The organism is Nocardioides xinjiangensis (genome assembly GCF_017916385.1).
Taxonomy (GTDB): Bacteria; Actinomycetota; Actinomycetes; order Propionibacteriales; family Nocardioidaceae; genus Nocardioides; species Nocardioides xinjiangensis.
On sequence record NZ_JAFMSW010000001.1, the window covers coordinates 987836 to 1008149 of the forward strand.

The 20314-nt window shown below is 72.7% G+C and carries 21 protein-coding genes and 1 riboswitch; of the genes, 9 read left to right on the plus strand and 12 right to left on the minus strand.

The annotated features are described in order from the left end of the window. The first annotated feature begins 17 nt into the window (after window positions 1–17). The 3 genes from J3P32_RS04715 to J3P32_RS04725 all read left to right on the plus strand — a co-directional run bounded on the left by J3P32_RS04715 (window position 18) and on the right by J3P32_RS04725 (window position 2535). Window positions 18–740: a hypothetical protein gene (locus tag J3P32_RS04715; protein ID WP_210438678.1), complete on the plus strand. Its 723-nt coding sequence runs from the start codon at window positions 18–20 to the stop codon at window positions 738–740. Window positions 741–824: 84 nt separating this feature from the next. Continuing rightward, window positions 825–1493, plus strand: a complete 669-nt coding sequence (locus tag J3P32_RS04720) for a hypothetical protein (RefSeq protein ID WP_210438679.1) — start codon at window positions 825–827, stop codon at window positions 1491–1493. A gap of 67 nt (window positions 1494–1560) precedes the next feature. Then, complete coding sequence (locus J3P32_RS04725; protein ID WP_210438680.1) at window positions 1561–2535, plus strand: lytic transglycosylase domain-containing protein; 975 nt, start codon at window positions 1561–1563, stop codon at window positions 2533–2535. Window positions 2536–2539: 4 nt separating this feature from the next. On the opposite strand, the gene J3P32_RS04730 is transcribed toward J3P32_RS04725, so the two are convergent. Further along, window positions 2540–2944: a VOC family protein gene (locus J3P32_RS04730; protein WP_210438681.1), complete on the minus strand. Its 405-nt coding sequence runs from the start codon at window positions 2942–2944 to the stop codon at window positions 2540–2542. Between the two features lie 88 nt (window positions 2945–3032). Continuing rightward, a riboswitch (guanidine-III (ykkC-III) riboswitch) is annotated at window positions 3033–3099 on the plus strand. An 11-nt stretch (window positions 3100–3110) separates the two neighbouring features. Here J3P32_RS04730 and J3P32_RS04735 point away from each other — a divergent pair. Then, window positions 3111–3425, plus strand: coding sequence for a DMT family transporter (locus J3P32_RS04735; RefSeq protein ID WP_210438682.1), 315 nt, complete (start codon window positions 3111–3113; stop codon window positions 3423–3425). Window positions 3426–3437: 12 nt separating this feature from the next. On the opposite strand, the gene J3P32_RS04740 is transcribed toward J3P32_RS04735, so the two are convergent. Beyond that, window positions 3438–4208 (minus strand): 3'(2'),5'-bisphosphate nucleotidase CysQ, encoded by a 771-nt coding sequence (locus tag J3P32_RS04740; protein ID WP_210438683.1) that lies wholly within the window; start codon window positions 4206–4208, stop codon window positions 3438–3440. Between the two features lie 38 nt (window positions 4209–4246). After that, entirely contained in the window at window positions 4247–4867 is a 621-nt protein-coding gene (locus J3P32_RS18385; protein WP_210438684.1) for a helix-turn-helix transcriptional regulator, read from the minus strand. A 543-nt stretch (window positions 4868–5410) separates the two neighbouring features. Here J3P32_RS18385 and J3P32_RS18390 point away from each other — a divergent pair. The 5 genes from J3P32_RS18390 to J3P32_RS04770 all read left to right on the plus strand — a co-directional run bounded on the left by J3P32_RS18390 (window position 5411) and on the right by J3P32_RS04770 (window position 13315). Next, the gene (locus tag J3P32_RS18390; RefSeq protein WP_210438685.1) at window positions 5411–6859 is read left to right on the plus strand and encodes a sensor histidine kinase; all 1449 of its coding nucleotides are present in this window, start codon (window positions 5411–5413) and stop codon (window positions 6857–6859) included. Then, window positions 6856–7539, plus strand: coding sequence for a LuxR C-terminal-related transcriptional regulator (locus J3P32_RS04755; protein ID WP_210438686.1), 684 nt, complete (start codon window positions 6856–6858; stop codon window positions 7537–7539). Before J3P32_RS18390 ends, J3P32_RS04755 begins: the two co-directional genes overlap by 4 nt. Window positions 7540–7552: 13 nt before the next feature. Further along, window positions 7553–9376, plus strand: a complete 1824-nt coding sequence (gene asnB, locus J3P32_RS04760; protein ID WP_210438687.1) for an asparagine synthase (glutamine-hydrolyzing) — start codon at window positions 7553–7555, stop codon at window positions 9374–9376. Between the two features lie 374 nt (window positions 9377–9750). Beyond that, window positions 9751–11274: an exopolysaccharide biosynthesis polyprenyl glycosylphosphotransferase gene (locus J3P32_RS04765; RefSeq protein WP_210438688.1), complete on the plus strand. Its 1524-nt coding sequence runs from the start codon at window positions 9751–9753 to the stop codon at window positions 11272–11274. A gap of 160 nt (window positions 11275–11434) precedes the next feature. Beyond that, window positions 11435–13315: an ABC transporter ATP-binding protein gene (locus tag J3P32_RS04770; RefSeq protein ID WP_210438689.1), complete on the plus strand. Its 1881-nt coding sequence runs from the start codon at window positions 11435–11437 to the stop codon at window positions 13313–13315. 24 nt (window positions 13316–13339) lie between these two features. On the opposite strand, the gene nadE is transcribed toward J3P32_RS04770, so the two are convergent. The 9 genes from nadE to J3P32_RS04815 all read right to left on the minus strand — a co-directional run bounded on the left by nadE (window position 13340) and on the right by J3P32_RS04815 (window position 20280). Next, a complete protein-coding gene (gene nadE, locus J3P32_RS04775; RefSeq protein WP_210438690.1) occupies window positions 13340–14329 on the minus strand; it encodes an NAD(+) synthase in 990 nt (329 codons plus the stop codon). Beyond that, the gene (gene asnB, locus J3P32_RS04780) at window positions 14320–16320 is read right to left on the minus strand and encodes an asparagine synthase (glutamine-hydrolyzing) (RefSeq protein WP_210438691.1); all 2001 of its coding nucleotides are present in this window, start codon (window positions 16318–16320) and stop codon (window positions 14320–14322) included. Before asnB (J3P32_RS04780) ends, nadE begins: the two co-directional genes overlap by 10 nt. After that, complete coding sequence (locus J3P32_RS04785) at window positions 16320–16529, minus strand: hypothetical protein (protein ID WP_210438692.1); 210 nt, start codon at window positions 16527–16529, stop codon at window positions 16320–16322. The genes asnB (J3P32_RS04780) and J3P32_RS04785 overlap by 1 nt, the downstream gene beginning before the upstream one ends. Before the next feature lie 2 nt (window positions 16530–16531). Continuing rightward, complete coding sequence (locus J3P32_RS04790) at window positions 16532–17560, minus strand: phosphoenolpyruvate carboxykinase (ATP) (RefSeq protein ID WP_210438693.1); 1029 nt, start codon at window positions 17558–17560, stop codon at window positions 16532–16534. After that, window positions 17560–17994: a lasso peptide biosynthesis B2 protein gene (locus J3P32_RS04795; RefSeq protein WP_210438694.1), complete on the minus strand. Its 435-nt coding sequence runs from the start codon at window positions 17992–17994 to the stop codon at window positions 17560–17562. Before J3P32_RS04795 ends, J3P32_RS04790 begins: the two co-directional genes overlap by 1 nt. Continuing rightward, entirely contained in the window at window positions 17991–19178 is a 1188-nt protein-coding gene (locus J3P32_RS04800; RefSeq protein ID WP_210438695.1) for an asparagine synthase-related protein, read from the minus strand. The genes J3P32_RS04795 and J3P32_RS04800 overlap by 4 nt, the downstream gene beginning before the upstream one ends. 102 nt (window positions 19179–19280) lie before the next feature. After that, the gene (locus J3P32_RS04805; RefSeq protein WP_374222507.1) at window positions 19281–19454 is read right to left on the minus strand and encodes a lasso RiPP family leader peptide-containing protein; all 174 of its coding nucleotides are present in this window, start codon (window positions 19452–19454) and stop codon (window positions 19281–19283) included. Between the two features lie 137 nt (window positions 19455–19591). Beyond that, entirely contained in the window at window positions 19592–19843 is a 252-nt protein-coding gene (locus tag J3P32_RS04810; RefSeq protein ID WP_210438697.1) for a PqqD family protein, read from the minus strand. After that, window positions 19840–20280, minus strand: a complete 441-nt coding sequence (locus tag J3P32_RS04815) for a holo-ACP synthase (RefSeq protein ID WP_210438698.1) — start codon at window positions 20278–20280, stop codon at window positions 19840–19842. Before J3P32_RS04815 ends, J3P32_RS04810 begins: the two co-directional genes overlap by 4 nt. Between the last annotated feature and the right edge of the window lie 34 nt (window positions 20281–20314).

Sequence of the window (20314 nt, forward strand, 5' to 3'; positions counted from 1 at the left end):
AGAGGAACAACGGGGACATGCGCATCACGCGTCTCATCGCCGGCACCGTCTCGGCCGGACTGCTCGGCATCACGCCGATCGCCCTGGCCGCACCGAGCAGCGCCACCGACAACCTGATCAGCACCACGACGCTCGAGCTGCCCTTCATCGAGCCCGGCGAAGCCGCCACCTACGGCGACACCGTCACGATCCGTGGCGCCGTCACGGGCAACGACGGGTCGACGGCCTACGACGGCACCGTGACGCTCTACCAGATCACCTCCGCCAACCCGGCCGGCGTGCCCGTCGCCACCGTGCCGGCCAGCGGCTACCTCTCCTTCCCCGACATCAAGGCCACGGCCAACTCCGTGTTCCGGGCCGTGTACTCCGGGTACACCGCGACCAACACGTACGAGGACAACTACACGCCCAGCACGTCGGCCGACGTCGCGCTCCCGGTGCAGCGCAAGGTGTCGATCGACAACGCCAAGGCGCGCCTGACCATCAAGGGCAAGGTCGCCCCGAAGTACGCGAAGAAGAAGGTCAAGGTCCAGATCAAGAAGGGCAAGCGGTACGTCAAGTTCAAGACGATCAAGACCGACAGGAAGAGCAAGTTCCAGGTCCGCCTTCCGGCTCCCCGCCGCGGCAACCGGCTCTACTTCAAGATCACCATCCCCGGCAACGCTGACTTCGTCTCCTACAGCGAGGTCTGGTACACCTACAGCTACCGCGCGCCGCTGGCGCGTGCGGCTGCCCGCTGAGCCGCTCTGAGCAACGGACGGGCTTCGCCGCAGGTGCGGCGGGGCCCGTCCTCCGCTTTTCCGTCCCGGACGACAAGGACGACGATGAGCACCACCCGCACCGTTCCCGCCCTGGCGGCGGGACTGCTCGGCATCGCCACCGTGATCGGCCCAGCGCCGGCCGGCTCGGCCCGCGACACGTGGACGACGACGACCGACGCGGTGCCCGACTCGACGGTCGTCGAGTTCGGCGAGGTCATCGACATCGCCGTCGACGTCGACAGCCAGGGTGGCGACGCCCCGGGAGCCGGCACGACGACGCTGTACGCCCGTGAGGGAGCGTCCACCACGTGGCGGCGGGTCGCCACCTCGACGGCGTCCGCGGACTTCCTCGACGTGAGACCTCGCATCAGGACCGCCTACAAGGTCGTCTACGGCGGCCACGCTCCGGAGTCGCCGCAGCAGGACACCTACGAGCGCAGCGAGTCGGACCCGTTCACGGTGGAGGTGTCGCGGACCATCACGCGCCCGAAGGGCGGCTTCACGCTGAAGGGCCGCGTGAGGCCTCGCTTCGCCCGCCGGACGATCATCGTCAAGGTGTCGTCGGAGCAGGACACCGGCTACAGGCGGTTCACCACGATCAGGACCGACCGACGCGGCCGCTACCGCATCGCCCTCCCGAGGCGCACCGGCACGTGGTACTGGTCCCTCGTCGTCCGGGCCGACGCGAATTACCTGGGCACCGGCTACAAGTGGGAGACCTGGGTCTCCTGACCCGTCGCGGCCGACCCCGCCCCGGCAGCCCTCGACACGAGCCCCCCACGTCGTGTGACAGTGGGGCATGACGCTCGCGCCGCTGGTCTCCGCGCTGCTGGTCGGCCTCGTCGCAGTCACGACGGCCTGCTCGGAGGCGCCGCGCCCGCCCGCCGACGCCGACGTGCGACCGGTCGAGGCGCCGGTGGCCGATGCCCCGGACGACTCGGCGCCGCCCCCGCCCACCGAGCTCGTCCCCGCCCTCGCCGGAACCCCGCGCCGCCCTGCGGCGCCCGCGGAGGCGGCGGCGATGGTGAGGGCCGCCCAACGCGTGGTCCGCTCGCCGGCCCCGGAGCCGGACCTGCTCGCGGCTGCGGGCCACACCGCGCAGCTGGCGGTGCGCGAGGTCGCGGCGCGCCGGACGTGGCTGCCGCGGGTGCTGGGCGACCTGGGCCGCGCCGACCGGCGGTGGCTGCGCGCCAACGTCGCCGCCCGGCGGGAGTTCCGCTCGATGCACCCCGGCGCCACCGCCGACCTCGCCGACGAGCTGCCGGCCTGGCGGATCGTGCCGCCCGCGCCCGCTCGTACGCTCCTGCGCAGCTACCGCGAGGCCGAGCGCCGCTTCGGCGTGGACTGGGAGTACCTCGCCGCGATCAACATGGTCGAGACCCAGTTCGGGCGCATCCGCGGCACCTCCGTGGCCGGAGCCCAGGGACCCATGCAGTTCATCCCGACGACCTGGGACATCTACGGGGCGGGCGGCGACATCCAGGAGGCCCACGACGCGATCCTCGCGGCCGGCCGGCTGCTGCGCGCCAACGGCTTCGCCCGGGACAAGGGGGCGGCGCTCTGGCGCTACAACAACTCCTGGGCCTACGTCCGCGGCGTCACCCACCACGCCGAGGTGATGCGCCGCGACCCGCGCCAGCTGCGCGGCTACCTCGCGTGGGAGGTCTACTACCTGACCCGGCTCGGCGGCGTGTGGCTCCCCGAGGGCTACGACCGCCGGCGGCCCGTGCCCGTCCGGGCGTACGTCGAGGCGCACCCCGAGCGACTGCCCTGACGAATCAGCCGGCCGAGCCGGCGTCGATCTCCGCGGGTGAGCGCAGGATGCAGAACTGGTTGCCCTCGGGGTCCTCGAAGACCACCCACCCGGTGCCCGGACCCCACTCCCCGCGGTGGTCGGCGACCTCTCGGCCGCCGAGCGCCCGCACCCGCTCGACCTCCTCGTCGCGGCTGCCCTCGCGCGGGCGCAGGTCGAAGTGGATGCGCTTGGCCGGGAGCTCGGCGTCCGGCACCTCGAGGAACAGGATGCTGTGGCCGGTGCCGGGGTCGACGATCGTGCACTCCTCGTGCCCCGGCTCGTTGGGGTCGTCCTCGACGTCGACGTAGCCCAGCAGGCCCTTCCACCACTCCGACAGCTCGTAGGCGTGGTGGCAGTCGATGGTGGTGTGCGAGACGAAGGAGGTCATGCGGCCACGCTGGCAACGCGAGCCCCGCCGCGCAAGCCGTTTGTCGACGGGGGCCGACTTGCCGGCGTCGCGGCGACGTGGCACGGTCGGCGTGCCCGGCCACCGGGCGACCGGACGAGGGAGCCGTACCCGGCGTGCGACAAGACGGCCACGAAGGAGTGGCGTCATGGCCTGGTTCGTGCTGGTGCTGTCCGGTGTCCTCGAGGCAGTGTGGGCGACGGCCCTGGGCCGCTCGGAGGGCCTCACGCGTCCCGTCCCCACCGCGACCTTCCTCGTGGCGCTGGCGACGAGCATGGCGGGCCTCGGCTACGCCATGCGCACCCTGCCGGTCGGCACGTCGTACGCCGTGTGGGTGGGCATCGGCGCCGTGCTGACCATCGCGATCGCGATGGTGACGGGCACCGAGTCGTTCTCGGTGGTGAAGGGACTGCTGATGGTCGGCCTGGTCGGCTGCATCGTCGGCCTCAAGCTCGTGCACTGAGGCGCGGCGGCGTCACTCCGTGCCGTTGCGCCGCACGAAGTCGACGATCTGCTCGGCCAGCTCGGGACGGCACACGATGAGGTCCGGCAGCGAGGTGTCGTCCTCGTTGTAGACCAGCGGCGAGCCGTCGACGCGGCTGCAGTGCAGGCCGGCGGCGCGCGCGACGGCGACCGGTGCGGCGTTGTCCCACTGGTACTGACCGCCGGCGTGGACGTAGGCGTCCGCGACGTCGCGGACCACGCTCATCACCTTCACGCCGGCACTGCCCATCGGGACCAGCTCGGCTCCGAGCTCGGACGCGAGCGCCTCGACGAAGGCCGGCGGCCGGCTGCGCGAGACGGCGATGCGCGGGCGCTCGGAGGTGCGCGGCGGCACCACGCTCGGGCGTCCGGTGCTGAACGTCTCCCCGAGCGCCGGCTGCGCGACGGCTCCCGCGACGAGGTCGCCGTCCTCCCAGAGCGCCACGTGGACGGCCCAGTCGTCGCGCGGCGGCTCGGAGAACTCGCGGGTGCCGTCGAGCGGGTCGATGATCCACACCCGGCGCGCGGACAGCCGCGACTTGTCGTCGGCGGCCTCCTCGGAGAGGACCGCGTCGCCCGGCCGGTGCGCGGTGAGGACGCGGTCGAGCTCCGCCTGCGCGGCGGCGTCGCCGGCGTCCTTGAGGGCCCTGCCCTCCAGCCCGTCGGCGGCCGCCCCGGCGCGTACGTCGAGGAGCACCGCTCCGGCTCGTTCGGCCGCCCAGACGGCGAAGGCGTGGTCGTCGAGCGTCGTCGGGTCGATCATGGGCGGCAGCCTATCGAGGCACCCTCACCGCCGGGTCGTCACCGTGAGTCGTCGCTCGCCGCACGAGGCATCGGCACCAGGTCGGCGGGCCGGTCCTGACGCACCTGCCGCAGCATGGCCACCGCCTCGAGCTGCGTCCTCGCCCCGAGCTTGGCACGCAGGCTCTTGATGTGGCTGCGCACGGTCCCGTCGGCGATGCCGAGCTGGTCGGCGACCTCGTGCACCCGACGTCCCGACGCCAGCAGCTCGAGGACGCGCATCTGCTGGCGCGACAGCGCCCCGAGCTGCGCGGCGAGGTGCTGCCTCTTGTCAAGGGCCTCGGACCACGCGGTGCTCAAGGCTCTTCGACGTTCCTGCTCCATGAGGAGGTCGCCCCCGGTGAACCGGTCGATGACCTCGCGCAGCTTCGCCAGCGAGGTGGTCATGGTGACGAGGTCCACCGCCGTGCCCTCGAGGAGCCCGCCCCACCACACGGCGTCGGGCGCGGAGGTCACCACCGCGACCCGCACGTCGCCCACCGCCACGAACTCGCGGATGTCCTCGACCGCTTCCGACGTGCCCTCGCCGTCGAAGACCGCGACGAGGTAGCGGACCCTGCCCGGGACCCTCGACGGCTCCACGAGGTCCGCCATCACGTGCTCCCACGCGTGGAACTCCACGCGTGCGTCCGTAGAGCGCAGTGCGGCAACCACCGCCTGCGCGACCAGTCTGTGTGGTGAGACCACCCATGCCGTCGCTCGCCCGAGTACGGCTCGCGGCGGGCTGCCGCGATCGTCGAGCGCCAAAGCTTCCATCTGCCCTCCCGCGGCTATGGTCACTGCGACGAACCTTGCCCGGCGCGCGGCGCAGGGTGCTCCGGAAGCGCCCAATGTGCACCGAATTGGGGAAGGGTCCGGCCAGACGGGAGGCGTGTTGGCGCCTAGCCGGGGCAGCCGCCCTTGTCCGGATCTTGCGGCGTGCTGGCGGAGCGCTTGGCAGACCCTGTGCTTGGGCTTGACCGAAATTCGGCCATGCCTGAAAGAGGCGGATCAGACCGGCTTTGCCCGGTCTGGGGGATGCGTCGCACACTCGCCGGGTCCGGGACCGTAGGGGTCTCGTCAGCGTTCGGGTCTCTCGTCCGACGAGGGGTCGCGGCCGGCACTGGGCGGGCCGGTCGTGCCTGCCGGGCGTGGTCAGCGCAGCTGTACGACAAGGGGGTGGCCGTGCGCGAACCGTTCGAGGGGGAAGTGCGTCACTGGTCGGTGATCGCGATCGCATGGGCGGTCCCGTTCCTGGCACTGGTCTGGGTCGGCTCGGACGCCTGGACGTGGCAGTCGCCGACGGTCCACGTCGCCGCCCCGCACCTGGGCCACGGCGTGCTCGGGGGTGTGTTCGTGGCGGGCACCGTGTGCGCCGCCGCGGTGACCTGGCGCCGACACGCCAGCCGGGTGACCGGCTGGGCACTGGCGGCGGGTGCGCTGGTCGCCGGGCAGGCGCTGCTGGTGACGACGATGGCCCTGCGGGGCACGCCGCCGAGGGGCCCGGTGGAGTTCGCGGTGCTCGTGCTGGTCGCGCTGGCCGGGCTCGCCGCGGTGGTGGCGCCTTGGCGCGGGCTCCGCGACGCCGACCGGGTGGTCGACCAGGGCTTCGCGATTGGGCTCGGCATGGGGCTGACCGCGGCCGGCCACATGCTCCTCCAGGTACAGGTCGCCTCACCCCCGGCGGTGGCGATGCAGGTGCTCGTCGGCGTCCTCGTCCTCACCCACGCGGCAGCAGCCGCGGTCGTCCTGCGCCAGGATGCGCTGCCCCGGTCGGTCAAGTGCCTGACGGTGGCCACGGTCCTCGCCGTCGGCGCCGGCCAGCTGGTGCACCTGTGGGGACTCGGAGGTGTGGCCGGTGAGCTGGCCGACCTGGCCCGCGCCGCCACCGGGGCTGCATGGCTCAGCATCACCTGGGTCGGCCTGCGGCGCGTTCTCGAGGAGGACCGGCGTCGCATCGACACGTTCGAGCACCTCCTCGTGAGCACGACCCGTGACCAGCGAGAGCGCCTCCACGAGCTGCGCAGCACGATTGCCGGCCTGGTCTCCGGGTCGGACCTGCTCGACCGTCCCGACGTGCCGGCCGAGGCGCGCGAGCGCCTGTGGTGCTCGCTGCGACGCGAGCTCGACCGCATGGAGCGCCTGCTGTCTCAGCAGGACGACCCCGTCACCAACATCGACCTCGACGAGGCGCTCGGCCTGATCCTCGATCTGCAGCGGCTCAAGGGTCGCCGAGTCGAGTTGCGGAGCACGGGCGGGGTGGTCCGTGGCCGCTTCGACGCCCTCGCGGAGGTGGTGAACGTGCTGATCGACAACGCGGTGAAGCACGGCGGCGCCGACTCCAGCCTGGTCGAGGTCGTACGGCGCGACGAGGCGCACGTCGACATCCGCGTCACCGACTACGGCCGGGGCATCCCGAAGGACCGGCGAGCCACCATCTTCGCCTGGGGCGGACGCGCGAGCGACGCTCCCGGGGAGGGAATCGGCCTCAGCGTCGCCCAGCGGCTGATGAGCGAGGACGGCGGCTCGCTGCGACTCGCGGAGGACCAGGGTGTCGGCTCCTCGTTCGTCATCAGCCTGCCCGCCGTGCGGCGGTCGCAGGAGGACGAGCTCGTGCTGGGCGGCGCGCAGTGAGCGGCGCCGCGCGTGCCGAGCACCGGGTGCTGATCATCGACGACCACGTCCTGTTTGCGGAGTCGCTGGAGCTCGCGTTGTCCCTGGAGGGCTACGACGTACGCCGGCTCGAGCTGCCCGAGGAAGGCGGGTCGATGGCGACCATCCGGTCCCTGGCGCTGCGGCGCAACCCGCGCACCGTCCTCCTCGACCTCGACCTCGGCCGGTTCGGGGACGGCATGAACCTCATCGCGCCTCTGGCGAAGGCCGGCATCAACGTCGTGGTCCTCACCGCCTCCGAGGAGATCGGGCGGTGGGGCGGTTGCATGCGCCTCGGAGCCCGTCGGGTGCTGCCGAAGAGCGGCGCGCTGCAGCAGGCCCTGGCCACCGTCCGGCGGCTCCACCAGGGTCTCCCGGTCATGAGCCCCGACGAGCTCGAGACCCTGCTGGACGCCTGGGCGCGGGAGCGCCGTGACCACGACGAGGTCCGCCAGCGCCTGGACCGTCTCACCCCGCGCGAACGCCAGGTCCTTGGCTCGCTCATCGAGGGACGCACGGTCAGGATGATCTCCGAGGACAGCGTCGTGTCCGAGGCGACCGTGCGCACGCAGGTGAAGTCCATCCTCAACAAGCTCGAGGTCTCCTCGCAGCTGGCGGCCGTGGGGCTGGCCCACCAGGTCGGCTGGCAGCAGGGCGTGTGATCGGAGTGGACCCGTGAGCGGAATCGGCGGACTGCGCGCCTTCTCACCGGGGATCCTCTTCGCCGAGGTGCTGCACGACATGGCTCGACTCCTGGAGCACCGAGGCCCGGACGACGCTGCGGTCTGGCTCGGAGCGGACGTCGGTCTCGCCCACACCCGGCTGGCGGTCGTCGACGCCGTGCACTCACGGCAGCCAATGCACTCGGTGGACGGGCGGTGGGTGCTCGCCCTCGACGGCACGATCACCAACCACGTCACCCTGCGCACCCACCTGGACTACCCGTTCCGGACCCGAGGCGACACCGAGGTGGTGCTCGCCGGCCTGGCCCTGCAGGGCATCAGCTTCGTGGAGCGGCTGGAGGGGCACTTCGCCCTCGTGGCCCACGACCTGCGCACCGACACCACCCACCTGGTGCGTGACCGGTTGGGCGTGCGGCCGCTCCACTACCGCCACGTCCCGGGGGGCATCGCCTTCGGGTCGGAGATCCAGGCGCTGCTCACGGTCGGTCCGCCCGCGCAGGTGGACGCGCGGAGCCTGGACGCCTACCTGGCCTATGGCAGCGTCGCCGCGCCGCACACACTGTTCGAGGGCGTGAAGAAGGTGCTGCCGGCCCACCGCGTTTCGATCATGCCGGGGGGGCACCTCGAGGAAGCGCACTACTGGGTCCCGCCGGAGTGCGACGCCGACGGCACCTGGACCGCCACTGACGCGGTCGAGGCGGTCGGCGACGGCGTGCGCGAGGCCGTCCGGGCGGCGCTCGTCACGGACGTCCCGGTCGGCGCCCACCTGTCCGGCGGCCTCGACAGCAGCCTGGTCGTGGCGCAGGCACAGCAGCTGCGCGGCGACGAGGCCCTGCACACCTTCTCCGCCGCCTTCGGCGACACCTCCGACGACGAGCCGTCGTGGGCGCTCGCGACCAGCAGCCTGCTGGGGACACGGCACCACGAGGTGCGAGTGCGCGACACCGACGTCCGCGACAACTGGGCGTTGCTGACGCGGCACCTCGACGCTCCGGCGTCGGACCCGGTCGCCATCGCGCTTCACAGCCTGGCCCGCACCGCAGGCGACCACGTCCGTGTGGTGCTGTCCGGCGACGGTGCCGACCAGCTCTTCGCAGGCTGCGCCCGCCACCGGCACGCCCGTCTCTCCGAGCGCTCGGCCCGCATGCACGCCCGCCTGGGCGCCGGCCTCGCCGGTCCGCTCGAGCGACGCCTCGTCCCCGCGTTGTTCAGCGCGTCCGAGCGAGAGCGACTGCTCGGCAGCCCGGCGCCTCCCGAGCGGCGTACGGCGGCGGCGCCCGGAGCCGACGCGGTCGACCGGATGCTGCGCCACGAGCTGCGCCGAGCGCTGCCCGACGCGGTGCTCGAGCCTGCGGACCGGCTGACCATGGCGGCATCTCTGGAGCTGCGGCCGGCGTTGCTCGACCACCACCTGGTCGAGCTCGCCCTTCGTCTCCCGACATCGGTCAAGTTGCGGTCCGGCACCACCAAATGGGTCCTCCGGGAGGCGGCGCGCCGCCTCCTGCCCGACGACGTCGCCAACCGCCCCCAGCAGTCCGTGCGCGTCCCCCTGGACGCCTGGCTCCGGGCGGGCCTGCGCGAGCCGGTTCAAGACCGGCTCACGGGGGACGGCTCGTGGGTCTGCAGCACGTTCGACCGGTCGCTGGTCCGCGACGTCGTGGAGCGTCACGACCGCGGCGCGGACGGTGCCGAGCGCCTGTGGAGACTCGCGTGTCTGGAGATGTGGCACGAGTGCTTCATCGGCGCCGTGCCACTCGTGCCCCGCCCGCGCGGTGTGGCCGCGGACCGGCCGCTCGCCGAGGGCCCCCACCGATAGGGGTTGCGGCGGCCGAGGAGGGGGGCCTCGGCCGCCGCACCGGGTCGCCTCGTCCGGATGGACGAATCGTGGGGGTTACGTCTTCCGTACGGCGGTGAGCAAACCAGCAGGAGCGGGCTTCCGCCAGCCAGGCGACCCGGCGGTGTGGTGCACCCCTTCGAGGGTAGGCGTCGCCCTGGACGGTGCCCATCCCACGGACTAGGTATCTCGTCCGCGGCCTGTCGAAGCTCGCCTCCAGCGCCGTGGAAAACCCCCACTGTGCAGGCCTTTCGCTCATTTGCGGCATGCCTCTAAACGACGCTCGTCCTAGCCTCGCAGGACGGCCGGCAGAGGTGGTCGTCGATCAGTCCGGAAGGGGGATGAGGATGACAGAGGTGTCGGCGAGTGCCGTCACGTCGGCGCCGTCGTTGACCACCACCATCCCTCGTCCTCGCGAGATCGACGCACCCCTGCCGGCCGCCCAGACCGTGGCGGCACCGACGCCGCTCGCACCGGTCGCGCTCGCCGCACCGGTCGTGCCCGTCCCCGCAGGCACGGGAACCGACCGGCTCGTCGTCTGTGGGTCGTCGGTAAGCCGCCGCCGGGCCGTCGGACCCGCCGTGGCCGTCGACTCGGCCGTCGCGCTCGCCGTCGCCGCAGCGGCGGTCTGGTTCGACGTCCTGCCACTGGAGGTGTCGCTCGCCGCAGCCGCGGTGTGGCCGCTGGCCCTGCTCGCGGCGGGTCACTACCGCCGCGCGTCGCTGGGCGAGAGCGGCTCGAGGCGCGCCCTCCGGAGCCTCGGGCTGGCCGCGAAGGCCTCTGTGGTCGCGCTCGCCTTCTCCCCGTGGGCCTCGGCGCACGAGCCGGTGGGGTTGGCGCAGGTGCTCCTCGCCCTCGGGGCCGCGGCGGCCGTGCACTCCCTGCTCGGCGCACGCCGTCGCCGGTTGCGCGTCGTCCTGGCCGGCCGCCCCCGCGACGTCCGCGAGGCCGTACGCGAGCTTCAAGACGCCGACGGCCACGACGTCGTCGCGGTGTGCCTGACCAGCGCGTCGCGCACGCCGTTCGCGGACGTCCCCGTCCACGTCGGGCTGCACACCTCGGTCGAGGTCGCCGCCCGGCACCAGGCAGACGCCCTGGTCGTGCTGCCCGGCGCTCGGCTGTCCTCCGTTGAGCTGCGCCGCCTGCACTGGAGCCTGGCGGGGCACGGCGTGGAGCTGTGCGTCGGCACCGGCCTGCTCGACCTGGCGCCGACTCGGACCAACGTCTTCTCCACCGGCGGGCTTACCCTCGTCCGGGCGCTCCCACCGTCCCTGCGCGGACCACGACGGTGGGTCAAGGCCGCCGTCGAGCAGACCTTCGCCGCGCTCGGGTTGCTGCTGCTGCTGCCGCTGCTGCTCGCGGTCGGGCTGCTCGTGCGGCTCGACTCGGCGGGGCCGGCGCTCTACCGCCAGCAGCGTGTGGGGCGCGACGGCCGCCTGTTCACGATGTACAAGTTCCGGTCGATGACGACCTCAGCGGACGCCGAGCGCACCGGGCTGCTCGACCGCAACGAGTCCGACGCCGTGCTGTTCAAAATTCAGCACGACCCGCGCATCACCCGGGTCGGCAAGTGGCTGCGCCGCACGAGCATCGACGAGATGCCTCAGCTGTGGAACGTCGTCCGCGGCGAGATGTCGCTCGTCGGCCCGCGGCCCGCCCTGCCGCAAGAGGTCGCGCAGTACGGCGTCGACCCGCAGCGCCGCCTCGTGGTCAAGCCGGGCATGACCGGGCTGTGGCAGGTCTCGGGTCGCTCCGACCTCACCTGGGAGCAGTCGGTGCGGCTCGACCTCCGCTACGTCGACAACTGGTCGCTGCGCCTCGACGCCTTGATCCTGGCGCGCACGGTGCGCGCGGTCCTGACCTCTCGCGGGGCGTACTGAACGCCCGCTCGCACCGACCCCTCCCGTCGTGGATCGTGCAGACCAAGAGGGGACCTCGTTCGGATAGGTTGTCGCGCATGCCACCCACCGCCGCCGGCGCGGATGTGTCCCCTCCGGGGGCGGCGGGCCCCGGCGCGCTCCCCGGCAGGAGAGGCTGAGCGTGGCAGCGGACCCGACGGACCCCCTGGCCCTGCGCCTCGAGGCCCGATCGCAGCGCAAGTCGCTCGGGCGGCTCACCCGGTTGCTGCGCTCGAGCTTCGCACTCGTGTGGAAGGCGGGCCCGCGCCCCTTCTCGGCCCTCCTGGTTCTGCAGATGGTCGCGGCAGCGGCGCTCGGCCTGCAGGTGCTCGCGGTTCAGCTGGTCCTCGCCGCCGTGCTCGACGCCGAGGGCGGCTCGGGCTTCGAGAGGGCCGTGGGACCGGTGCTCCTGCTCGCCGGCCTGACCGCACTCACCGCCGTGACCGGCGCGGTGCAGGGCCAGCTGCAACGCCTCCTCGGCGAGATGGTCGCCCGGTCGATGTGGGCCCGCGTGCTGCACGTGGCCACCGGCGTGGACCTGCGCCACTTCGAGTCGCCGGAGTTCTACGACCACCTCAACCGGGTGCAGACCAATGCCGTGACCCGCCCCTACCAGGTCACGCAGGGCCTGCTGTCGATGGGGGGCGCCGCCGCGGCGAGCCTCGGGCTCGGCCTCGCGCTGGCCAACGTCTCCCCCGTGCTGCTGCTGCTCGTCATCGTCGGCGGCGTGCCCTTGCTGCTCACCAGCCGGCGCGAGTCCCGCCTCGAGTTCGGCTTCGCCGTTGCCCAGACTCCCGTGCTGCGCGAGCGGACGTACCTCTCGATCCTCCAGACCGGTCGCGAGGAGGCCAAGGAGGTGCGCGCCTTCGGCCTTGGCGGATGGCTGCACGACCGGTTCGACGCCCTCTACGACGGCTACCTCCGCGACCTGCGGCGCCACACCCTGCGCCGGGCCCTCCTCAGCCTCGTCGGGCAGCTCGGCTCCGCGCTCGTGCTGGGCGGCACGCTGCTGTTCATCGTGTGGCTCATCTCGCGCGGCACCATCGGCGTGGCTGGCGCCGGCGCCGCGATCATCGGCGTGCGGATGCTCGCCACCCAGGTCCAGGCCGTGTTCCGCGGGGTGCAGGTCATCTTCGAGTCCGGCCTCTTCCTCGACGACCTGGACTCCTTCCTCGCGCTCGGCGCGCCCGCGCTGGAACAAGGCGGAGGAGCGAAGGCGCCGACGTCGTTCGAGACGATCCGCGTCGACGACGTCCGGTTCCGCTACCCCGGTGCCGACGTCGACGCCCTGCAGGGAGTGGACCTCGAGCTGCGCGCGGGCGAGATCGTGGCCCTGGTGGGCGAGAACGGGTCGGGCAAGACCACGCTCGCCAAGTTGCTCGCCGGCCTCTACCAGCCCGACGGCGGCCGGATCTGCTGGGACGGTGCCGACATCGGCGACTTTCAGCCGGCGAGCCTCCGTGAGCGGGTGAGCGTCACGTTCCAGGACTTCGTGCGCTACGCCTTCACCGGCACCGAGAACATCGCGGTGGGCCGGGTGGACGCGCCCGCCTCGCCCGAGGCGGTGCGGGCCGCGGCTCGGGCCGCGGGCGCCGACACAGTGCTCGACGCGCTGCCGGCCGGCTTCGACACGGTGCTGTCGCGGCTCTTCACAGGAGGCGTCGACCTGTCAGGCGGCCAGTGGCAGCGCGTGGCCCTGGCGCGGTCGTTCTTCCGCGACGCTCCGCTGGTCATCCTCGACGAGCCGAGCTCGGCCCTCGACCCGCGGGCCGAGCACGCGCTGTTCGCCACGCTGCGCGACGTGCTCGGCGGACGCACGGCCCTGTTCATCTCGCACCGCTTCTCGACCGTGCGAGGAGCCGACCGCATCGTCGTCCTCGACGAAGGCGCCGTCGTCGAGGAGGGCACCCACACCGACCTCATGGCCGCGGGCGGGTTGTACGCCGACCTCTACCGCCTGCAGTCCGACACCGACATCGCCGTCGACAGGATGCCGCGTAGTCCCGGCACCCTCGGGGACTGAGCGCCGCGCGGGCCGGTCGACCGCTCAGTGGTGGCCGACCTCCTCGATCGGAGCGGCCAGCGCTGGCGGCTCGTGCATGTAGGCGGTCGTGCGTCGCTTCTGCTCGATGTCGCGGAAGACCCGCTCGACCTGCTCGGTGGTGAGTCCGGTTGCCTCGGCGACCGACTTCGTCGGCACCCCGTGGTTCAGGGCGTACAGGCACAGGTCCATACGTGGGTAGGGCAGGGAGAAGTAGAATTCCTCCTGCGACTGGGGCAGAGAGTAGGTGTCCGTCGTGGATGGCCGCTCCTGGATCTCCTTCGGCACCCCGAGGTACGCCGCCAGCGCGTAGACCTGCGTCTTGTAGAGGTGCGCGATCGGCTTGACATCGGCCGAGCCGTCACCCAGCTTCACGAAGAAGCCCTGGTCGTACTCCAGCCGGTTCGGCGTGCCCGCGACGACGTAGTTCAGCCGGTCGGCGTGGAAGTACTCCAGCATCTTGCGCGTGCGCTGCTTGAAGTTCGTGGCGGCGACGATCTCGAGGTAGGCGTCCACCGTCAGCCGGTGCGTGCTCCGGGTGCCGTCCGGGGCCTGCACGACCACGGAGTAGAGGCGCAGTGAGTCGGAGTCCACGACGCTCGGCAGCACGATCTTGGACTTGTGGTCGGGGCCGTAGTCGGGGACGACGCGGCGGATGGCGTCGTCGCGCCGCCGGTAGCACCCGGCCGCCTCGAGGATCGGCGAGATGTCCTCGTGCACCGAGTCGATGCCGAGGGCGTCGGTGAGGCTGGTGCTCAGCTCGAGGGTCTCCTCGGCGGACTCGGCCTCGGGCATGTGCAGGCCGAAGACCCGCTCGGAACCGAGCGCGCGCACGCAGAGGGCGGCGACGACGCTCGAGTCGATGCCACCGGACACCGCGACGACCGCACCCTTGCGCTTGTTGCGCACCAGGTAGTCGCGGAGCATCACCGTGACGCGGGCGACCTCGGCCTCCTCGTCGAAGTCCAGGACGTCGGGTCCGAACGCTAGCGCCATGCTGTTCTCCTCTGGGGATCCGCCCGGTCGAAGGCGGTCGTGGGATGGGGCGGGCGGGCCAGGACGCGAGCGCGTCCGTGCCCCAGGAACTGGTCGTGCAGCAGCTGGGCCGAAAGCACGGCGGCGAGCCGCATGCTGTCGGTGTGTGACAGGGCACGGCCGCGCGAGCGCCGTGCCTTCTCCAGGAGGGAGTGGACCACCCCCGGCTTGAAGAGGCCGGCCGCCTCGACGGCCTCGGGCGAGGTCACCTCCGCTACCCAGTCGGGTGCGTCGGCACCGACGAAGCCAGAGGCGTCCGGTGCCCGGTAGGGCTGCTTGGGCCGGGCCACGATCTCCGGGGGAAGGAGGTCTCGGAAAGCGCGCTTGAGCAGGTGCTTCTCGTCGAGTCCGAGCATCTTCTGCCGTGCGGGCAGCTGCCCGGCGAGCTCGAGCACGCCGGCGTCCAGGAACGGGAAGCGTCCCTCGACCGAGTTGCCCATGAGCATCCGGTCGCCCTGCGAGGCGAGGATGTAGCCCGGCAGGAGGGTGGTCATCTCCAACCACTGCGCGCGCGAGAGCCCGTCCCACCCGGCGGCCGCGGCGGGCATCTGCTCGACCAGGCCAACGGCCGCGTCCGGCGCGGCGCCGGACCAGTCCGGGGCCAGCATCGCCTTCAGAGCGGACGTGCTGTCCCACCTCGGCCGGTGCGAGAGCGCCGGGTCCGCCGCGTCGAGGTTGCGCCCGAAGAAGCCGCGCGCGAACGCGGGCGCCTGGTTGGGGTTGCGGCCCAGCCACGGATAGAGCAGCTCGATCGCGCGGGCGCGCTGCGGCGAACCCGGGTCCCGCGCCCAGAACTCGCGCACCTTCGCCTCGCGGAAGATGTCGTAGCCCGCCAGCACCTCGTCTGACCCCTCTCCGGTCACGACCACCTTGTAACCGGACTCGCGCACCAGGCGCGACAGCAGGAACATCGGAGCGGGCGCGGTGCGCAGCAACGGGGTCTCGGCATGCCGCACGACCTCGGGGAACACCTCGCCGATGTCGCGGTGCGAGACGACGACGTCGCTGTGGGTCGTGCCCAGCCTCCGCGCCATGGTCGCCTGGTGCTGACCCTCGTCGTACTCGGTCTCGGCGAAGCGGAGCGAGAAGGTGTGCAGGTCGGCGTCGGTGAACTCCCTGATGATGCCGGCCGTGACCGCTGAGTCGATTCCGCCGGAGAGGTAGGCCCCGACGGGAAAGTCGCTGCGCTCGAAGCGGAGCTTCGTCGCGTGGATGAGACGCTCGCGCAGAGCTGCGGCGTTGTCGTCGAGGCCGGACGACGTTCCGCCGCCGCGAACCGGGAACGACGGCGCCCAGTAGGTCCGCGGCTCCCCAACCACCCCGTCACGGCACACCACGTAGGTGCCTGGCAGGACCTGGGAGACGCCGGCGAACACGGTGCGGGGGGCGACGGTCGACCAGAAGGTGAGCACCTGGTCCAGGCCGACCGGGTCGAAGGCGCGCTCGACCTGGGGGTCGGCGAAGAGCGCCTTGACCTCGGAGGCGAAGAGCAGCCGGTCGCCCACCGACGCGTGATAGAGCGGTCGGACGCCGAGCCGGTCGCGGCACAGCACCAGCTCGGAGGTACGCCGGTCCCAGATCGCGAGCGCCCACTGGCCGTTGAACCGCTCGAAGCAGCCCGGTCCCCACTCCTCCCACGCGTGCACGATGACCTCGGTGTCGCTGTGGGTCCGGAAGTCGTGGCCGCGGTCCAGCAGCTGGGCGCGTAGCTCGACGTAGTTGAAGATCTCCCCGTTGAAGGTGACCCACACGTCCTCGCGCTCGCCGCACATCGGCTGCACCCCGAGCGCCGGGTCGATGATCGCCAGGCGGGTGTGGCCGAGGGCTACCGTCTCGTCGCGGTAGTAGCCGCTGCCGTCCGGGCCGCGGTGGCTGAGCGCCGTCATCATCCGCAGCAGCGTGTCGGTGTCCGGGACGGCCGTGGGCGCCTGGATCCCTGCGATGCCGCACATCAGGGACCAGCCACCAGCCGACGTACCGTCCGCTCGAGCGCGGCCGGGGGAACCAGGTGCGCGGCGTCGAGCAGGTCGGCGGGGACCGTGACGCCCAGGGCCTCCTCGAGGTGCACCGCGATCGCGACGGCCGCCAGCTCGGCGTCGCCCGGCGCGACCGGCACCTCGGCGAGCTCGCCGAGCACCTGGTCGATCGTCGTTGCGTCCACGTTCAGCATCGTGCACCCAGCTCTCGGTCGGCGTCCTCGGTTCGGCGATGTCCCCGGACGTCGTCGAGCGCGTCGTCGAGCGCGGTCAGGAGGCGGGTCGCGAGATGGGGCTCGAACGGCGGGCCCCACGGGACGTCGGCGACGAAGACCGGGACGCGCGCCGCGAGGTCGGTCACCTGCGCGAACTGGCCGGCCAGCATGCGCTGGTCGCGGATCCCGAGGATCCGTGGGAAGGACAGCAGACTCAGCGCCGCCGCGGCCGGCGGCACGCGCGTGAGCGCGAGCCCCGAGCCGTGGCGGTCGGGCCGCGGGATCAGCAGCGCGGCCAGGGGGAGGTCATCGTCGGTGGCCGCGGGCACGCTGAGCGCCCGCCGCTCGTCGGCCGTCGGGCGGTGCGAGCCCCCCTCCGCGAAGGCGTCGGCCAGTCTGGACGCCGAGGCGCGCAGCCGCAGCTCGGTGGCCCCGAGAGCGCACCGGGGGTCCCCCGTCGTGTCACCGGCCACCTGCAGGACGTCGTCGGTGACGAGCAGGGCGCCGTCGCGGCACATGAGGGTGGCCAGGGTGGTCTTGCCCATGCCAGAGGACCCGACGAACCCGATCGCTCGGCCCCCGACGTCGACCGCGCTGGCGTGCAGGACCAGGTCGCCGCGAAGCATCAGCAAGTAGGACAGGACCGTTCCGCCGACCAGCACCCCGCCCATCGACTCGGGCACCCCCTCGACCATGTGCACGGTGATCCGGTCGGTCCCCTCGGCGATCACGACGTCGCACGTCGACTCGAACCGGAGCAGGTGGCTGCCGTCCCGCCGACGTACGAAGCTCGCGGTCAACCCAGAACCGGTCGTCCACTGCGCCGAGAGCTCCCCCTCGGGGACCACGCGCGTGGCGGGCACGCTTCCCCCCACGCGGACGGTGACGGGAAGCGCGGTCGCGGTCCGCGGCCGTCGGGCACAGAGGTCGATCTCGGAGACGATGTCGAGGCCGTAGAGCCGGCACTCGAAGCGCGCGGCTTCCTCCGCGGTGCGACTCATCACCGCACGCTCTCGAAGGGTGCGAAGTCGACCGAGCCCGGGTCCAGGCTGAGGCCGCCGATCTCGAGCCAGGCGTGGGCCTTGACCTCGCCGTCGTGGCTGGCCACGCCGATGCGCAGCACCGGGTCGAGGTCGCGAACCAGGAACCCGCCGACGAGGGCGACCCGCAGGCAGCTGTCACCGAACGGCCAGTGCTCGAGGGCACGCCGGGTGGCGGCGAGCCTGCGCCGCGCCCGGTGCGGAACCACGACGACGCCGGGGGTTCGGGGATCGCGCCGGGCTGCGGTGTCCAGCGGGACGCCGAGCAGGCGGGACAGGCGCGGCAGGCGGAGCGACCGCAGGCCCACCTCGACCACGGCGGCCAGGACGAAGGCGACTGCGGTCCGGACTAGGTCTGCCGGGCCGACGCCGTGGACGGACAGCCGCGCGGTCACCGGGCACCGTCCTGGTGCGCGGGGGTCGCGGCCAGCCACGCGGCGTGCAGGAGCGGGGTCGCGATCGCGGAGGGGAAGTCCGAGAGCCACTCCGCGCGGAGGACCTCCACGTCGACGAGCTCGGGATCCAGCCCCGAGCCGTCCCACTGCTCGGCGAAGGCCCTCGTCGCCTGGCCCATGAAAGCGCGGTTGAAGTAGGCCTTGCTCCTCCGGGACAGGATTGCCTCCGGGAGGACGTCGGCGAACAGCGAGCGCATCGCGTCCGTGCGCGAGGCGTAGCCCCACGTACCCGCGGCACGGGCGAGGGTGCGCACGAAGCGCGGCTCGAGCAGCGGCTCGTGGAGCACCAGGCCGTGGTCGGCGGCGAGCACCGCGTAGTTGTGCGACGCCATGGCCGCTGCGCGGCGCGTCACCAGCCACTGCAGCGACCGGGCCGTCGACAGCGGCTCGGTGGTGAGGTCCGCGGCCAGCAGGCGGTGGTGCTGCTCCCGCGCCTCCGGGCGCAGCCAGGGCTGCCAGTCGGCAGCGTCGAGCCGCGCGCGCTCACGCGAGCAGCGGAAGGCACGAGGGGCGAGGGCGGAGCCGGCCGAGCGCAGGTCCGCCGGCCGCAGCCGACGTACGCCGCGTCGCCACAGCCGGCTGACCTGGGCCCCGCGCCGCCGGCCGAGGACCTCGTCGCCACCCTCGCCGGTGAGGTAGGAGCCCGTGCCGCCCAGCCGGCGCAGGACCGCGGGCTTGGAGTGCAGTGCGACCGGCCAGAGGAGCCCGCGCGAGCGAAGGGACTCCTGCGCCTCCGCGCCCACCAGGTCGTTGCCGTCGGGGAACTCCAGTCGCACCCACTCGCGCAGCCGGAGGTGCGACATCACGAGCTCCTGCCACTCCGACTCGTCGGACTCCGGGACGCCGGGGTAGATCTCGGTGACCGGGACGGGCTCGGGCAGGCCGTGGCGACGCGCAAGGTGGGTGGCGACGGCGAGGACGGCGGACGAGTCGCGGCCCCCAGAAAAGGCCACGAAGCACGGGGCCTGGCGGAGCGCGGTCAGCACGACCGCCTCGAACGCTCCGCGCGGCGAGTCCGCGAGCGAGGCGTCGCGATCGCGGACGGCGGAGAGCCCGTGCACCCAGCTCGTGGCCACCTCGAACGACGTGGGCCGCCAGTAGTCGGCGGCGAGGAGTGAGGTCATCGCGTCAGCTCGACGTCGACTTCGTCCCGACCATGTCGTGCTCGCAGGTCCGAGCGCGACGGACTGGGGACCGGCCGGGCCGGCCCCCAGTCCTCGTGGCCGTCAGGAGCCGAAGCCGCCTCCGTTGCCGCCCCCGTGTCCGCCACCGTTGCCGGTGAACGGACCGCCGATCGGGATCCACTGGTTGTTGTCATGGCCGCGCTGGAAGATGTTGCCCTGGGTCAGCTCGGCGACCGTCCCCACCTTCGTGATGCTCGGTGACTCGTATGCCTCCACTTGTCATGCCCCCATTCCCTCGGTGATGTGGCTCCGAAGATAGGTGCGGCGCTCGGCTCGGACGACGCGTCCCAGGTGGAATGACCAATTGGGGGTATGGGCTGCTCGGCGCGTGAGGAACGTGTCGCCGCGCGGGCTCAGACCAGCAGGTCCTGCTCCCGCAGCGCCGTCAGGAAGGCGTCGGTGTCCGCCGCGGCCTGGTCGTCGCCGAGCTCGAACTGGCGGGCCAGGGCGTCCACGAGCGACTCGCGGTCCTGGTCGTCCCGGAGCAGCTCGAGCAGGAAGGTCCCGGTCCGGTTGACCGCGAAGTACGTCGAGCCGGCGAGGTCGAGCAGCACCGTCTCGCCGTCGATCTCCCGCAGCACCAGGTCGTGGTCGCGCAGCCTCATGTGTCCCCCTGTGCGTCCGGCGTGGATGATGAAGCGTAGACGGGCGCGTGTCCGGCGCGGCCGGGATCGCGCGAACCGCCCTCGGCGATGACCGTCGCCAGGACCCGGCCGCCCGTGCGGCAGGTGGAGACGTGGAGCCGCTGGACCCCTGCGGCCTCGGCTGCCGCGGCGACGTCGCCCCGTAGCGTGAGGCGCCAGGCGGGCTCCCGCCCGAGCACCTCGATGTCGCGCCACCGCATCATGTCCGCAAAGTGGGCGCCCACCGCCTTGTAGGCGGCTTCCTTCACCGCGAAGCGCAGCGCCGCCGCCGTCCCGGGGCGGCTGTGCGCCAGGCACTCCCGCGCCTCGGCCTCGGTGTACCAGTGGGCCCACACCCGGTTGCTCCCACGCCCGACCAGCCGCTCGAAGCGCCGGGCGTCGGCCACGTCGACGCCCACACCTACTACGCCTGCCACCCCGATCACGCCAGCC

What these genes read in the sequence shown, in the direction of transcription:
- J3P32_RS04720 (WP_210438679.1), top strand. Translation starts at nt 825, where the DNA reads ATGAGCACCACCCGCACCGTTCCCGCCCTGGCGGCGGGACTGCTCGGC.
- J3P32_RS04790 (WP_210438693.1), bottom strand. Translation starts at nt 17,560, where the DNA reads ATGAGTCGCACCGCGGAGGAAGCCGCGCGCTTCGAGTGCCGGCTCTAC.
- J3P32_RS04725 (WP_210438680.1), top strand. Translation starts at nt 1,561, where the DNA reads ATGACGCTCGCGCCGCTGGTCTCCGCGCTGCTGGTCGGCCTCGTCGCA.
- J3P32_RS04730 (WP_210438681.1), bottom strand. Translation starts at nt 2,944, where the DNA reads ATGACCTCCTTCGTCTCGCACACCACCATCGACTGCCACCACGCCTAC.
- J3P32_RS04740 (WP_210438683.1), bottom strand. Translation starts at nt 4,208, where the DNA reads ATGATCGACCCGACGACGCTCGACGACCACGCCTTCGCCGTCTGGGCG.
- J3P32_RS04800 (WP_210438695.1), bottom strand. Translation starts at nt 19,178, where the DNA reads ATGACCTCACTCCTCGCCGCCGACTACTGGCGGCCCACGTCGTTCGAG.
- asnB (WP_210438691.1), bottom strand. Translation starts at nt 16,320, where the DNA reads ATGTGCGGCATCGCAGGGATCCAGGCGCCCACGGCCGTCCCGGACACC.
- J3P32_RS04715 (WP_210438678.1), top strand. Translation starts at nt 18, where the DNA reads ATGCGCATCACGCGTCTCATCGCCGGCACCGTCTCGGCCGGACTGCTC.
- J3P32_RS04735 (WP_210438682.1), top strand. Translation starts at nt 3,111, where the DNA reads ATGGCCTGGTTCGTGCTGGTGCTGTCCGGTGTCCTCGAGGCAGTGTGG.
- nadE (WP_210438690.1), bottom strand. Translation starts at nt 14,329, where the DNA reads ATGGCGCTAGCGTTCGGACCCGACGTCCTGGACTTCGACGAGGAGGCC.
- J3P32_RS04810 (WP_210438697.1), bottom strand. Translation starts at nt 19,843, where the DNA reads ATGAGGCTGCGCGACCACGACCTGGTGCTGCGGGAGATCGACGGCGAG.